At 59.4% G+C, this 14,654-nt stretch carries 13 protein-coding genes; 12 read left to right on the top strand and 1 reads right to left on the bottom strand.

Annotated features, from left to right (window positions below; translation table 11 throughout):
• Positions 1-76: 76 nt before the first annotated feature.
• The 11 genes from ctaD to HYPDE_RS14705 all read left to right on the top strand — a co-directional run bounded on the left by ctaD (position 77) and on the right by HYPDE_RS14705 (position 13,005).
• Positions 77-1,702: a cytochrome c oxidase subunit I gene (gene ctaD / locus HYPDE_RS14755; RefSeq protein ID WP_015599303.1), complete on the top strand. Its 1,626-nt coding sequence runs from the start codon at positions 77-79 to the stop codon at positions 1,700-1,702.
• A gap of 92 nt (positions 1,703-1,794) precedes the next feature.
• Positions 1,795-2,718 carry a heme o synthase gene (locus tag HYPDE_RS14750; protein WP_041320537.1) on the top strand — a complete coding sequence of 308 codons (924 nt, stop codon included), beginning with the start codon at positions 1,795-1,797 and terminating at the stop codon, positions 2,716-2,718.
• Between the two features lie 11 nt (positions 2,719-2,729).
• Positions 2,730-2,891, top strand: a complete 162-nt coding sequence (locus tag HYPDE_RS14745) for a hypothetical protein (protein ID WP_041320536.1) — start codon at positions 2,730-2,732, stop codon at positions 2,889-2,891.
• Positions 2,892-2,910: 19 nt separating this feature from the next.
• Positions 2,911-3,507 (top strand): cytochrome c oxidase assembly protein, encoded by a 597-nt coding sequence (locus tag HYPDE_RS14740; protein ID WP_015599300.1) that lies wholly within the window; start codon positions 2,911-2,913, stop codon positions 3,505-3,507.
• Positions 3,508-3,643: 136 nt separating this feature from the next.
• A complete protein-coding gene (locus HYPDE_RS14735) occupies positions 3,644-4,579 on the top strand; it encodes a cytochrome c oxidase subunit 3 (protein WP_015599299.1) in 936 nt (311 codons plus the stop codon).
• 138 nt (positions 4,580-4,717) lie between these two features.
• Positions 4,718-5,101 (top strand): DUF983 domain-containing protein, encoded by a 384-nt coding sequence (locus HYPDE_RS14730; protein WP_041320534.1) that lies wholly within the window; start codon positions 4,718-4,720, stop codon positions 5,099-5,101.
• 2 nt (positions 5,102-5,103) lie between these two features.
• A complete protein-coding gene (locus HYPDE_RS14725; RefSeq protein WP_015599297.1) occupies positions 5,104-5,889 on the top strand; it encodes an SURF1 family protein in 786 nt (261 codons plus the stop codon).
• Positions 5,890-5,992: 103 nt separating this feature from the next.
• The gene (gene thrC, locus HYPDE_RS14720; RefSeq protein WP_015599296.1) at positions 5,993-7,393 is read left to right on the top strand and encodes a threonine synthase; all 1,401 of its coding nucleotides are present in this window, start codon (positions 5,993-5,995) and stop codon (positions 7,391-7,393) included.
• A complete protein-coding gene (locus tag HYPDE_RS14715; RefSeq protein WP_015599295.1) occupies positions 7,390-8,691 on the top strand; it encodes a M16 family metallopeptidase in 1,302 nt (433 codons plus the stop codon). The genes thrC and HYPDE_RS14715 overlap by 4 nt, the downstream gene beginning before the upstream one ends.
• A 7-nt stretch (positions 8,692-8,698) precedes the next feature.
• Entirely contained in the window at positions 8,699-9,313 is a 615-nt protein-coding gene (locus tag HYPDE_RS14710) for a GNAT family N-acetyltransferase (protein ID WP_015599294.1), read from the top strand.
• Entirely contained in the window at positions 9,313-13,005 is a 3,693-nt protein-coding gene (locus HYPDE_RS14705; RefSeq protein WP_015599293.1) for an EAL domain-containing protein, read from the top strand. The genes HYPDE_RS14710 and HYPDE_RS14705 overlap by 1 nt, the downstream gene beginning before the upstream one ends.
• A gap of 7 nt (positions 13,006-13,012) precedes the next feature.
• Here the strand turns inward: HYPDE_RS14705 and HYPDE_RS14700 are convergent, their stop codons facing one another.
• Positions 13,013-13,630 (bottom strand): YqgE/AlgH family protein, encoded by a 618-nt coding sequence (locus HYPDE_RS14700; protein WP_015599292.1) that lies wholly within the window; start codon positions 13,628-13,630, stop codon positions 13,013-13,015.
• 137 nt (positions 13,631-13,767) lie between these two features.
• Here HYPDE_RS14700 and HYPDE_RS14695 point away from each other — a divergent pair, with 137 nt between their 5' ends.
• A complete protein-coding gene (locus HYPDE_RS14695; RefSeq protein WP_015599291.1) occupies positions 13,768-14,616 on the top strand; it encodes a protein-disulfide reductase DsbD domain-containing protein in 849 nt (282 codons plus the stop codon).
• Positions 14,617-14,654: the final 38 nt, after the last annotated feature.

Raw genomic sequence — 14,654 nt, 5'->3', positions numbered from 1 at the left:
GCGGGCGTCGCGCCCGCCGCTTCCGGCGTAACAAATACACGATCAGGGAAACTTCCGGGACAAGGGCTCTAGGATTATGGGAAGCACAGCATACGCAGCGGGAGGCAGTCACGATCACGCTCCCGGTTTCTTCAGACGCTGGTTCTGCTCGACGAACCATAAAGACATCGGCACGATGTACTTATTGTTCGCGATGTTCGCAGGGTGCATCGGCACGTTCCTGTCGTTGATGATGCGTTTGGAGCTCCAGGAGCCCGGCCTTCAGTACTTTGCGAATCCCGGCGTCTACAACGTATTCGTCACGGGTCATGGCCTGTTCATGGTGTTCCTGATGGTCATGCCGGCAATGATCGGCGGCTTCGGCAACTGGCTCGTGCCGCTGATGATCGGGGCGCCGGATATGGCCTTCCCGCGCATGAACAACATCTCGTTCTGGCTGCTGCCGGTCGCGATGATTCTGCTGCTGATCTCGCTGTTCGTGCCGGGTACGGCAGACGCAAACGGTGTTGGCACGGGATGGATCATCGTCGCGCCGCTGTCGAGCAAGATCGGACACCCGGGACCGTCCGTCGACTTCGCGATCCTCTTCCTGCACGTTGCGGGCGCCTCTTCGATCCTCGGTGCCATCAACTTCATCACCACCATCTTCAACATGCGCGCTCCGGGAATGACGCTGCATAAGATGCCGCTCTTCGCCTGGTCTGTGCTCGTGACCGCGTTCCTGCTGCTTCTGTCTTTGCCGGTTCTCGCGGGCGCGATTACAATGCTGCTCACCGACCGTAACTTCGGCACGACGTTCTATGATCCGGCAGGCGGCGGCGACCCGCTGCTCTATGCACACTTGTTCTGGTTCTTCGGTCACCCAGAAGTTTACATTCTCATCCTGCCGGGCTTCGGCATGATCAGCCACATTGTCTCGACGTTTTCGCGCAAGCCGATCTTCGGTTACCTCGGCATGGCTTATGCGATGGTCGCCATCGGCCTCGTCGGCTTCGTCGTGTGGGCGCACCACATGTACACTGCCGGTCTGAGCGTCGACACGCAGGCTTACTTCATGTTCGCGACGATGGTCATCGCCGTTCCGACGGGTGTGAAGATCTTCTCGTGGATCGCCACGATGTGGGGCGGTTCGATCCAGTTCAGGGTACCTATGATCTGGGCGCTCGGCTTCATCTTCCTGTTCACCATCGGCGGTGTCACGGGTGTCATGTGCGCCAACGCCGGCATCGACCGCTCGATCCACAACACCTATTACGTCGTGGCGCACTTCCACTATGTGCTGTCGCTCGGAGCGGTGTTCTCGATCTTTGCGGGCTGGTATTACTGGTTCCCCAAGATGACGGGCTACATGTACAGCGAGTTCTGGGGCAAGGTGCACTTCTGGCTGACGTTTATCGGCGCCAACGTGCTGTTCTTTCCGCAGCATTTCCTTGGCTTGTCGGGCATGCCGCGCCACTACGCGGATTATCCTGAGGGGTTTGCCTTCTGGAACCGAATCTCGTCGATCGGGTCGTACATCACGACCGCTGGTCTTCTCGTGTTCCTGGCTTCCATGTTCTACGCTTATTTCATCCGCAAGGAGAAGGCAGCGAGCAACCCTTGGGGCATCGGCGCAACGACGCTCGAATGGACGTTACCTTCGCCGCCGGCGTTCCACTCGTATGAAACGCTGCCGCGCATCGCGGCGGCCGATCATCACTGATCGGATAGGTATCGTGCGGCGGGCGAGCAATCTGCAGCTCGCCGCCGTCACAAAAACCGAGGCGAACTCGATTGACAGGCGACGCACTGACGATGAGCATTCAAAGCGAAATTGGTCAGGCCGATCTGATCATGGAGCCCAGCGTTGGCGATTTCATCCAATTGATGAAACCGCGCGTGATGGCGCTTGTCGTTTTCACGGCTCTCGCAGCAATGCTGGCCGCGCCGGGGCAGATCAATCCTGTCCTTGGTACTATAGGAATTATCTGCATCGCGATCGGCGCGGGCGCCTCGGGCGCCCTCAATATGTGGTATGACGCCGACATTGATGCGCGCATGGCTCGCACAGCGGCACGGCCGCTGCCGCGTGGCCGCGTTTCGACGGATGAGGCACTGAGCTTTGGCGGTGTGTTGTCCGTCTGTTCGGTGCTGACGCTCGGCGTGCTTGTCAATTGGACTGCCGGCGCTTTGCTGGCGCTCACGATCGCTTATTACATCTTCGTTTACACGATGTGGTTGAAGCGTCGTACGCCGCAGAACATCGTCATTGGCGGAGCCGCCGGCGCATTTCCACCGATGATCGGTTGGGCGGTCGTAACCGGGGGCATCGGTCTTCAAAGCCTGCTTCTGTTTCTGATTATCTTCATGTGGACCCCCCCGCACTTTTGGGCTTTGGCGCTTTATCGCTGCCGCGACTATGAGCGTGTTGGTGTGCCGATGCTTCCCGTCGTTGCTGGCCCGAATGAAACCCGCCGGCAGATCCTGATCTACTCCATTCTGCTAGTTCCGCTTGCAGTCGTGCCGTATTTCGTTGGATTGGGCGGTCTGACGTATCTCGCGCTTTCGATCGCGCTGGGTGTAGTGTTTCTTGCGCTCGCGTTTCGCGTCTACGTCACGACCGAAGGTCGTGAGGCCGATACCGCAGCGCGCCGGCTGTTTCTGTTCTCGATTCTTTATCTCTACGGGCTGTTTGCAACGCTTTTTATCGAGGCGCTGTTTAACCGCCTGATGGCTTGAGGCGCGACGTGATGAGTGAAGACAATCAGAATGGCAGACTCGACCCCGCGGCGGAAAAGATTCGCAGGCGCCGCTCGATCGCGATTGGCCTGACGTTAGGGTTCATGGTTCTCGCATTCTATATCGCAACGTTTGTTCGCCTCGGCAGCAACGCGGCGAACGGCATGCTTTAACGCGAGAGAGCCCCGAAACATGCAGCCCGGCAGCGAACATTCCGACAAGACTTCAAGAAACAACCGGCGGGTTGTTTTCGGCTGCCTCGTGGCACTTTCCGTCATGGGCGGAATCACTGCGTATTCGCCGACGCTCTATCGGATGTTCTGCAGCCTGACAGGGTATGGCGGCACGACGCAACGCGCCGAGAGCCATAGCGACAAGGTCCTCGACCGCACGATGACCGTACGCTTCGATAGCAATATCGCGCCGCATCTCGCCTGGAAATTCGAGCCTGACGTCACGAAAATGGACGTGAAGATCGGCGAGACCTCATTGGCATATTTCCGGGTGACCAACCTTTCGGACAAGTCAGTAACCGGCCAGGCGGCTTTCAACGTCACGCCCGAGATTATGGGGATCTATTTCAAGAAGATCGCGTGTTTCTGCTTCAACGAGCAGACGCTGAAACCGCATGAGACCGTCGAAATGCCGGTAACCTTCTTCATCGACCCGAAAATGGTCGAGGACAGCGACGCCAAGATTCTATCGGAAGTGACCTTGTCTTACATTTTCTATCCGGTCGAACACGCGACGGCCGACAACACGGCTCAACCGGCAAAATCGGGCGGATAGGAAGGCGGGAAGTCTGACGACTGGCGACGAAGCCAAATAGGAAAAGAAACGGGATCGAAAATTGGCCTGCAGGGCGAGAGCCCAAGCAAGATCAGAGTTCGATCTGGGAGCACGAACGGGGACGACGGAGACCGAAATGGCAGATACGCATGTGAAGCATCACGACTATCATCTGGTAAATCCCAGTCCTTGGCCGCTCCTCGCGTCCATTGCGGCGTTGCTTACCGCCATCGGTGGCATCGCCTGGATGCGCACGCACGTCGACGGTGAGGGCGTGCTCGGCATCAAAGGCTGGTACCTGTTTGCTATCGGGTTTACCGCTCTCGTCGCGTCGGCATGGGCTTGGTGGCTCGACGTTATCCGCGAAGCCAACGAAGGCTACCAGACGCCGGTCGTGCAGCTCCATCTGCGCTACGGCATGATCATGTTCATCGCCTCGGAGGTCATGTTCTTCGTCGCCTGGTTCTGGGCTTACTTCGATAACGCCCTATTCCCCGCAGGCGTCCACGAGTTAATGAACAATGCGGGCCAGCTTGTTGGCCTGACGACCCGGGACGAACTCTTCGGCGGGAAATGGCCGCCGGTACCTGCCGAGACGGCTGCCTCCATACCGGGTTATTTCAAGCACACGTTTAATCCGTGGGGCTTGCCGCTGGTCAACACGCTCATCCTTTTGACTTCGGGATGCACGGTGACCTGGGCCCACCATTCGCTGCTGAAGAACGACCGCCGTGGATTGGTGATCGGTCTTATCCTAACGGTGCTGCTCGGCATCACTTTCACGCTCTGCCAGGCGATCGAATATAGCCATGCCGGCTTCAGCTTCGCGGGCCATGCTTATGGTTCGACGTTCTTCATGGCGACGGGTTTCCACGGCGCGCACGTGATCATCGGCACGATCTTCCTGTTCGTTTGCCTTATCCGTTCGATCAGAGGCGCCTTCACCCCTCAGCAGCACTTCGGGTTTGAGGCCGCAGCCTGGTATTGGCACTTCGTCGACGTCGTCTGGCTGTTCCTCTTCGCCTGTATCTATGTCTGGGGCGCGGGTCCGATAGCACCGGGCGCTGAATAAGCTTCGATTTATCGTCGAAGTGGACAACATGATATTGTGAGAGGCGGCCCGGAGCCGCCTCTCGCGTTTCGGGTGTAACGTCCGGAGCCGATCTACGAGGCGCAGGTCGCACGGCAGCGGAAGAATATCGAGGTTCTGGTGTCTAGCTCAAGCACATCGCCATCCCCGTTCCTCGTGGGATTGAAATGCGTCTGCCCGCGGTGCGGCAAAGGGAAGTTGTTTTCCGGTCCGCTCAACCCGCTCAACATGCGTGACCACTGCGACAAGTGCGGTTTGGATTACAAGTTCGTTGATACGGGTGATGGCCCGGCCGTTTTTGGAATCTTCATTCTTGGCTTTTTCTGTGTCGGCGGAGCGCTGATCGCCGAGTTCAAATTCGGCGTCCCCTGGTGGATGCATGTTCTGCTCTGGGGTATTCTGACACCGATCTTCACTGTCTTTCTGCTGCGCTTCCTGAAGGCGACCCTGATCGCCCTGCAGTTTAGGAACAAAGCCGAGGAAGGTCGCGTCGCCAAGGAGTAAAGATGTTTGCGCGCTGGCGTGCCGCCGGTCTCATCCTGCCGTCGCTTTTGACGCTCGCTCTGCTGCCGTTGCTGATTGGTCTCGGCAACTGGCAATGGCATCGCAAGGCGTGGAAGGAAGATCTGATCGCAAAGATCGATGCGCGGCGAACGGCCGAGCCGGTCTCCTACCCAGCCGCGCTTGCCAAGTATGTCAAAGACGGCGACGTCGAATATCTGCACGTTCGTGTTACAGGGACGTTCGACCATAGCCACGAGCGCCACCTCTACGCTCCGGCAGCCGAAACGCAGGGGTGGCACGTCTACACGCCATTGAAGCCGGAGGGCGGATTGCCCCCCGTGTTTGTGAACCGTGGCTGGGTTCCGGATACGCTCAAGGACCCTTCAAAACGACCGGAAGGCCAGGTTCAGGGGCCCGTCGCGGTAACCGGCCTGGTCCGCCTGCCGGAGCACAAAGGCTGGTTCACACCGGATAACGACTACGGCGCAAATCAATGGTACTGGCGCGACATCGATGCCATGCGATGGGGCGCGCAGGGGCCGCCATCGCCTCTGCAGTTCAACGTTGAAAATCAGCAGGCCTATGCGCCGTTTTCGATCGACGCCGACGCAACGCCCGAAAATCCGGGCGGTTGGCCGAAGGGGGGGACTACGCTGATCAATTTGCCCAATTCACATTTGCAATATGTCGTGACGTGGTACGGCTTGGCCGTGACGCTGATTTGCGTCTTCGCGGTGTTTGCGCGCCAGCGCCTGAAGGCGCTGGAAAACGGGCCCCAACAATCTTAATGACCGGGAATCCGGCTGGCGGGCCGGGTCATGCCTTGTTCCGCACCATTGAGACCACTAGTTTGGCATCGCTCCTCAACACGTCGACTGTGAGATCGCACCATTGAAATACATTTCTACGCGGGGCGGAGCGGAAGCGCTCGGGTTTGAAGACGTCCTGCTTGCGGGACTGGCGCGCGATGGCGGTCTCTACGTTCCCGAAGTCTGGCCGACGTTGACGCCTCAGACCATTTCATCGTTTCGAAATAAGCCGTTCGTCGAGATTGCCGTCGACGTCATTCATCCTTTCACGGGCGATGAGATCTCGCGCGAAGAGTTGCATCGAATGGCATCGGATGCCTATGCGACCTTCGATACGCCCGACGTGACGCCGCTCGTCGAACTCAAACCCGGCCTGACCATCCTTGAGCTTTTCCACGGCCCAACGCTCGCATTCAAAGACGTCGCGATGCAGCTTTTGGCGCGACTGATGGATCATGTGCTCGACAAGCGAAACGCACGCGCCACGATTGTCGGCGCGACATCCGGCGACACCGGCGGTGCCGCAATCGAGGCATTCCGGTCCTCGAAGCGTGTCGACGTCGTGATCCTTTTCCCAAAAGGCCGCGTTTCTGACGTTCAGCGGCGGATGATGACGACGCCGTTGGAATCGAATGTCCATGCCGTCGCGATAGAAGGGACATTTGACGATTGTCAGGCCCTCGTCAAAGCGATGTTCAACGATCATGCGTTTCGCGATCGCGTCGAGCTTTCCGGAGTCAACTCGATCAATTGGGCACGCATCGTCGCGCAGGTGACGTACTATTTCTGGGCGGCGTCACGCATTGGGGCCGAGCGTCCATTGTCATTTTCCGTTCCGACGGGAAACTTCGGCGACATTTTTGCGAGCTATGTCGCAAAGCGTATGGGCCTTCCGATTGAAAAACTCATTATCGCATCGAACGAGAACGATATTCTGCCACGCGCCGTCGCAACGGGCGTCTATGCGATGAAAGATGTGATCGCCACCACGTCGCCATCGATGGACATTCAGATCTCATCGAATTTCGAACGCTATCTGTTTGAGGCATCCGATCGGGATGCCGATCTCGTTCGTAGTTCGATGACGTCGCTGATCGCCACGGGACGTTTCGAACTCGGGCGCGTGAGCCAGCGCCTCAAGGAGGATTTCGCCGCGGTATCGGCGTCGGAAGCTGACGTCGCGGACGCGATTCGCCGGACGAAAGCCATGTATGGTTATGTTCTCGATCCGCATACGGCTTGCGCGTTCGTGGCGGCCGAGCGCGTGGCGCCGCAAGGCAATACGGTTATTCTTTCGACTGCGCATCCTACAAAGTTTCCGGATGCAATCGAAGCCATCACAGGCACGCGGCCAACCTTGCCGGCACATCAGGCGCACCTCATGACCGACGCCGAAAGGTTCGATACGCTGCCGAACAGCCTCTCCTCGGTGCAAAACTTTGTCCTGCAACATTGCCGCGTCTCGACGGGAACAGCGCTATGACCACCGAGCTGACCACGCTTTCAAACGGCATTCGCGTCGCGACGCATCGGATGCCCAACCTCGAAACGGTGTCGCTCGGCGTCTGGGTTGCCGTTGGTTCACGTCACGAGCGCGATGATCAGCACGGCCTGTCGCATTTCCTCGAGCACATGGCATTCAAGGGCACGAGATCGCGCTCGGCACGAATGATTGCCGAGGCAATCGAGTGTGTCGGCGGCGATCTCAACGCGTCGACGGGTCTCGACACCACCGCTTACTATGCGCGTGTGCTCAAGGGCGACGAGGGCGTTGCGCTGGAACTGATCGCCGACATCCTGCTCAACTCGAAGTTTGCGCCCGAAGACCTTGACCGCGAGCGGGTCGTCATCCAGCAGGAAATCGCCTCGACCGACGACAATCCCGACGACATTATATTCGATCTGATGCAAAGCGCGGCGTTTCCCCAGCAGGCGATCGGCCGCCCCATTCTCGGAACCAGGGCGAGCGTCGGGCGATTTCGCGCGGACGATCTGAGAGCCTATCTCGAAGAGCACTATCTACCTGATGCGATTGTGGTTTCTGCTGCAGGTGCCGTCCACCACGCAGAGATCGTCCGCCACGCTGAGGCCCTATTCGGGAGGCTCACTCAACGTCGTCGTGGAACCGAATCGACTGCACGCTATCGAGGTGGATCTGCGGCTTCGGCAAAGCCGTTTGAACAGAGCCACGTTCTGATTGGCCTGCCGTCGCCGTCGTGCCTTGATCCTGCGTTTTACACCGCTCAGGTCTTCTCCGGCTTGTTCGGTGGAGGCATGTCTTCTCGTCTGTTTCAGGAGATCCGCGAAGATCGAGGCCTTTGCTATTCGATCTATTCGACGGTTTGGGGAGTGAAAGACACCGGAATGCTGGCCGTTCACGCAGCGACTGGGCCGGAGATGGTTGACGAACTCGCCGCCGTGGTAGCTGAGGAGCTTGCCGCGCTTGCAGACGCTGGTCCGACCGATGCCGAGTTGTTGCGCGCCAAGGCCCAGCTCAAGGCCGGGCTCCTGATGGCCCTCGAAAGCTCCGCTGTGAACGCAGAGCAGATGGCGCGGCAACTGCTCGCGCAAGGTCGCCTCGTCGCCACTTCGGAATTGATCGATGAAGTCGAAGCGGTTAACGCCGATCGCATCAAAGATTTTGCAGGCCGCCTGAGGGGCGAGCTTCCCTCGGTCGCGGTGATCGGTTCGGGCAAGAAGTCGGCGGCTCAGGCCTCTCGCGTTGCCAGCTTGTTCAACCCGGTTCGCGCCGATGCTATGGTCAGCCAGGGATCGAGGTGAGAACGCCGTGGCTTTTCTTCGCTCAACCCGTCCGGAAGATGATTTCGAGGTCATACGCGGCCGCACAGTACTGTTGCGGCAGCCAGCGGCCGGCGACTATTCGGAATGGGCCGAGCTCAGGGCGCGAAGCCGCAGCCACCTGACGCCGTGGGAGCCGTCTTGGGCGCCCGACGATCTTTCGCGCAGCATGTATCGCCGTCGGCTTCGTGCCTACGCGAAAGACATTCGTGACGATACTTCCTACCCTTATTTCATTTTCGATGCGTCCTTTGGAACCCTCGTCGGCGGCATGACGCTTTCCAATGTACGACGCGGCTCGGCGCAGACGGCATCTCTCGGTTACTGGATGGGCGCACCCTATGCCGGGCGGGGATATATGCGGGAAGCGGTATCGACACTCCTGCCTGTCGTGTTTGGAACGCTTCGGTTGCATCGGATCGAAGCCGCGACGATGGTCAACAATGCTGCTTCCATCCGTGTGCTCGAGGTGTGCGGCTTTGAGCGCGAAGGGCTGGCCCGCGCGTATTTGAAGATCAACGGACGGTGGGAAGACCACCTTCTCTACGCTCGCGTTGCGGGCGCGCCTTTGTCTGCGGTCCCACGCCAGGGCGGAGGGACTTAATGCTCAAGGGGGGAAGGGGGAAAAGAGATCGAGGTACATCCTGGCTTGGAATTGCCGCGGCCGCAATCCTTTGGACGCTAGGCCTCGCAGGCCATGCTGCAGCGCTGACTCCCATCCCGGTCCAGGACGATCAGGACCGCGTCGAGATCACCAATCTCGGCGAAGCTTACGAAGGCCGGGGCGATAGCCTGCAAGTCGAGACCGCAGCTGGACAGGACGGCGTGTCGGGCCGCATGACGGTTCGGGCCTCCGTCCCGGGAACCAGCCCGAACTGGATGGTATTCGCACTCACCAACAAAACGGACAAATCGCTCGAACGTCTGCTGACGGCCGATCGCTATTCTGTCGTGGGGTCCGGTACGGTCTGGCCCGATCTCGACGCCCGGCGCATCGAAAGCGTTACACCCTCCGTCGGTTTCGTGCCTGAGCGCATCAAGAATGACAAGGCTGACGTATTCCGCCTTACGCTCGAACCAGGCCAGACGATCACCTATGTTGCCGAGCTTGCGGGCGAGCACTTCGCGCGCCTCTACCTTTGGAAACCGATCGACTACGAAATCAAAAGTCGAGACCGGCAGCTTTTCAACGGCGCCATGCTTGGCCTGACAGGCCTGCTTGCAATCTTTCTGACCGCGATCTTCGCTGCCAATCATAAGCTAATCTTCCCCGCCGCGGCGCTCGTTTCTTGGACCGTGCTAAGTTACCTTTGCGTTGACTTCGGTTTCTTTCACAAGCTGTTCAACTTGAGACCCGAGGACAACGCGGTTTACCGCGCCGCAGGCGAAGCTGCGGTGGCCTCGAGCTTCGTGATCTTCCTGTCGACATTCCTTCGCCTCGGCCTTTGGCACGGAATGGTTCGAATGATGATCGGCGTGTGGATGGTGGCGCAGCTGACGCTCATTGCCGTCGCGGTCATCGATCCACGCCTTGCCGCAACATTTGCGCGCCTGTCGTTCCTGATGATCGGCGGCGTCGGCGGGTTGTTCACGATCTTCCTGGCATTCAAAGGTCAGGATCGCGCGCTGTCGCTCGTGCCGACGTGGCTGCTGCTGCTCGTCTGGATCTTCGCAACAGGCATGACGCTCAGCGGTCGGATGTCGGGCGACATCGTCGTCTCGAGTCTTATCGCCGGTCTGGTGCTGGTCGTGATCCTGATGGGGTTCACCGTCACGCAGTTTGCATTCAGGTCGTCCGATGCCGCCTATGCCGGTGCGCCGACGGAGCTGCAGGGCCGCTCGCTTGCACTCGCGGCATCCGGCTCGACGGTTTGGGAATGGAACATCCGCCGTGACGAGATCAAGGTCAGCCCCGAGGTCGAAATTGCCCTCTCTCTGATGCCGGGTGAGCTGTCAACCAAGGTCGACGAATTTCTGCGGCACGTCCATCCGACCGACAAAGAGCGCTTCCGCGTCATGATGATGTCGGCGCAGGAGCGCTCCGGCGTCAGGATCAGGACGGACTTCCGTCTCCGTCATTCCGACAACAGCTGGCGTTGGTTTGAACTTGAGGCTGCAAGCGTCCCCAATTCCGATGGCCGGACACTTCGTTGCGTCGGCCTGCTACGCGACGTATCGGATATGAAGCGTGCCCACGAGCGGCTTCTGCACGACGCGGTTCATTGCAGCCTGACAGGCCTTCCAAATCGCGAACTCTTTATGGATCGCCTGAAATGCGTGGTCGTGCGAGCCAAGACCGATAGCGGTATTCGGCCCGCCGTGATCTTCATCGACCTCGATAAGTTCAAGAGCATCAATTCGTCGTTTGGGCTGGTACGCGGCGACAGTCTGCTTTTGACTGTCGCGCGCCGCCTGCAGCGCCACCTCGGACCGCACGACACAGTCGCGAGAGTTGGAGGCGATCAATTTGCGATGTTGTTTGTTGGCGAGCGCGAGGCACGCAACCTGCCGGCGCTTGCGGAACGCGTGCGTCGTTCGCTGAGGGCTCCCATTCCCCTCGCCAATCAGGAAGTCATCTTGACGGGCTCCATCGGTATCGCGGCGTGGGACGAGAACCAGTCCGCCGACGGCGACTTGCTGAAGGACGCCGAGCTCGCGATGTATCGCGCAAAGCGAAGCGGCGCTGATCGCATTGAAGTGTTCGACGCCGCAATGCGGCGTGATCGTGAACCGAATATCGCCGCCGAGCTCGGTAAGGCCGTTGAAAAAGGACAACTGAAGGTTCTTTACCAGCCGATTGTCTATTTACCGACAAAGGAGCTTGCAGGCTTCGAAGCTTTCGTTCGATGGGAACATCCGAAGCTCGGCTTGGTCAATCCTGCGTCGATTGTCGACGAGGCGAACGAGCCGGATGCGATGGTCAAGGCCAGCGCTTATCTCCTGCTGCGGGCTGCGAAGGACGCCGCGCGCTGGCTGGCGGAGCTGCCTCGTCCTGAGCGTCCGCTTTTCGTCACTGTCAACATTTCGAGCCCGCAGATCTTCAAGCCGGAATCGATCCAGGAAATCCGCCACATCCTCGGGCGCAATATCGTCCCGCCAGGTACGCTGCGTCTGGAGATTGCGGAAAATCTTGTCATGAGCAACCCGGAGCAAGCCATAGAAGTTCTAAAAGTGCTCCGCGGGTCAGGCGCCGAACTCGCTTTGGATGAATTCGGAACCGGCTATTCGTCTCTTGCGTATCTGAACCGTTTCCCATTCGACACGATCAAAGTCTGTCGCGGGCTGGTCCGCAGCAGCGGCACCGCGAGCGGTGCAGCGATCATGCGCTCTATGGTGGCGCTGGCACACGAGCTTTCAAAGACCGTCGTCGCCGAAGGCGTCGAACGTGCAGATGAAGCGACATTCCTGCGATCGATCGGCTGCGAATACGCGCAGGGCTACCACTTTGGCGAGCCGATACCGGAACGTGCCGTTGCGCAACTCTTGAAGATGGTGCGTCGGTCGGAACGCAAGATGCAGCCGCGGGGATTCTTTCGGCCGAAGTTCAAGAGCGCAGCAAAGAAGGTCGTGGAAAAAGCGGCGCGTCCTGCGGCGGCGATCGCCAAATCGGTGGGCGCGGAGCAAAAGTCACTTACGTCGCCATCTCAAGCGTCCACACGGACCGCCGCTCTGCCTGCCGGATCGGTCGTGCGCCACCGGCACAAACCCGATCCGAAGATCCTCGCCAACGGGTCGACCCAGGGCTCCGGGGCGCCAGCCATGCTGTCGAAGAAACATTCCGATGCGTTGCGTGACGCGGTGAAGGCAAGCGGTCCGGCCCTGCCCCCGGCCGCCGCGCCCACCCTGCCTCTCGAATTGTTGCAAAGCATGGAGCGTAGACCCGCGCCCCCGCAAGGCGCCCGTCCACCGGCGAATGGCCACGCCGGCTCGGTTGCGCCGCAGTTCCGCACAGTCGAGCAGGAGGCGGCCGCCCAGCGGCAGGCAATCGTGGCACCCTTGTCGGATGCCTTGGCGCGCGCGACGGGTTCCGATCCGACCACTGGACGACCCGCGGCGCTGCGTCCACCGGCCAATGGTATGTCGCCCGTGCCGCCACCTGAGCCACCGCTACGGCTCAATGAGACGCCGCCACCTCCGCCGGTGATCGCTTCTCCCGCACAGCAGCCCGATTTCTCGACCTTGCCGCCGTCGATCGCTGCAAGTCTTGCGCGCCTTGCAGGCAATGCACCTGTGAAGGAAGAGTCGAGTGCCGACAATACGTCGCGGACCGAGCAAAAGATCGCGTCGAAGGGATGAGCCGCGCTCAGGCGTGTCCGGCATCACTCACGAGATGCGACAGATCGATCCCGATCTTGGCAAGTGCGCGAGAATATTTGTTATCGAGATCGTCATCGAAAATCAGATCGGGATCGGCTGGGCAATGGAGCCAACCGTTGGCCTGGATTTCGGTTTCAAGCTGGCCCGGCGACCAGCCCGCATAACCGAGCGCAAGCAACGCCCGGGCCGGGCCATGTCCCTGGGCAATCGCTTTCAGAATATCGATCGTTGCGGTGAGACAGACATCTTGCTCGATCGCCAGTGTCGAATCTTCGGAAAAATAATCCGAGCTATGGAGCACGAACCCGCGTCCGGTTTCGACGGGCCCGCCGACCTGGATGGAAAGCGACATAACCTCGCTATTGATTTCATCCGCCGGATTGCACGCCGAGATTCCGAGCCTTTCAAGCAGGTCCGGAGCGGTAATGTGGTTGGCGCGCTGATTGATGATGAGGCCCATCGCGCCTTCCGACGAATGCGCACACATGTAAATGACCGAACGCTGAAATCGGCGGTCGGACATCGCCGGCATAGCAATGAGCAGCTGCCCCTCGAGCTTGATGTCGGAGCCCTCGACAAGGCCCCTCCGGCGTACGGACTTCATAGTACGCAGACTAATCCGTAAGGATGGCGGCGTGAAGATGGTCGAAACGGATTAAAAGAACACCTATGTAACAACGCGAGCTTTTGGGCCATATAGGCTGAGGTTCCGGCCCCGCACACCCCGAAGAGGCAAAGCTTGTGATCGGAAATCTGCGACTGACGACAGGTATGGCATTTGCGCTTCTGTCGCTGAATGTGGCAACCGCGCGTAGCGAACCTGCCGTATCCGTGGCGTCGGATTGGGTTAAGGGCCTCGATAACAAGGCGCGGCTGGTCGCAGGGCAAGCCGTGAGCAACGGACAGACGGGGCTTTATGCCGGCGTCGAAGTTGCGATGCCCGACGGATGGAAAACATATTGGCGCTCGCCGGGCGATGCCGGCGGCGTTCCTCCCGACTTCGATTGGCAGGCTTCGGAGAACTTGGCGTCTGCCGACGTCCTCTATCCGGCTCCTCACAGGTTGCACGACAAGGCTGGAGACGCTGTAGGTTATAAGGGCGGAGTCATTTTTCCAGTTCGCCTCACTCCCAAGGATGCGACCAAGCCGGTCGTCCTTCACGGCAAGGTCGAGTATGGCTTGTGCAAAGATATCTGCATCCCGGTCGAAGTTGATTTAAAGGTCGTCATTCCTCCGGATGTCGGCGCTTCCTCGGAACTGACCGAGACGTTGGCGCGCGTCCCGCAGCAGCGCCCTCGCTCTGGCGTTGATCCAAAGCTCGCGGCTTGGCACCTCGATCAATCAACGGAGAAGCCCACGCTTGTCTTGAATGTCGAAACGACGTCACCGGATAATGTCGATGCCTTCGTCGCGGCGCCAGGCGGCACCTATATCCCGTTACCTAAGCGCGTTTCGAACGCGTCCGGAAAAGCTCTATTCGAAGTCGATCTATCGGACGGTGTCGACATCAAGGATCTCAAAGGCAAGCCGCTGACGGTTACGATGGTCGACGGCAAGGGGCAGTCGGAGGCAACGATCACGCTTAAGTAGGAATCGGCTGCGTGAGAGTTCATCGCAGCAATCGAAAG

The sequence above is a fragment of the Hyphomicrobium denitrificans 1NES1 genome (genome assembly GCF_000230975.2).
Lineage (GTDB): Bacteria > Pseudomonadota > Alphaproteobacteria > Rhizobiales > Hyphomicrobiaceae > Hyphomicrobium_B > Hyphomicrobium_B denitrificans_A.
The sequence above is the reverse complement of the archived record's forward strand: the minus strand, read 5'-3'. Positions and strand labels throughout refer to the sequence as shown.

Coding starts and splice junctions, on each gene's coding strand:
- HYPDE_RS14745 (WP_041320536.1), top strand. CDS start 2,730: ATGAGTGAAGACAATCAGAATGGCAGACTCGACCCCGCGGCGGAAAAG.
- HYPDE_RS14700 (WP_015599292.1), bottom strand. CDS start 13,630: ATGAAGTCCGTACGCCGGAGGGGCCTTGTCGAGGGCTCCGACATCAAG.
- HYPDE_RS14735 (WP_015599299.1), top strand. CDS start 3,644: ATGGCAGATACGCATGTGAAGCATCACGACTATCATCTGGTAAATCCC.
- HYPDE_RS14725 (WP_015599297.1), top strand. CDS start 5,104: ATGTTTGCGCGCTGGCGTGCCGCCGGTCTCATCCTGCCGTCGCTTTTG.
- ctaD (WP_015599303.1), top strand. CDS start 77: ATGGGAAGCACAGCATACGCAGCGGGAGGCAGTCACGATCACGCTCCC.
- HYPDE_RS14715 (WP_015599295.1), top strand. CDS start 7,390: ATGACCACCGAGCTGACCACGCTTTCAAACGGCATTCGCGTCGCGACG.
- HYPDE_RS14750 (WP_041320537.1), top strand. CDS start 1,795: ATGAGCATTCAAAGCGAAATTGGTCAGGCCGATCTGATCATGGAGCCC.
- HYPDE_RS14740 (WP_015599300.1), top strand. CDS start 2,911: ATGCAGCCCGGCAGCGAACATTCCGACAAGACTTCAAGAAACAACCGG.
- HYPDE_RS14705 (WP_015599293.1), top strand. CDS start 9,313: ATGCTCAAGGGGGGAAGGGGGAAAAGAGATCGAGGTACATCCTGGCTT.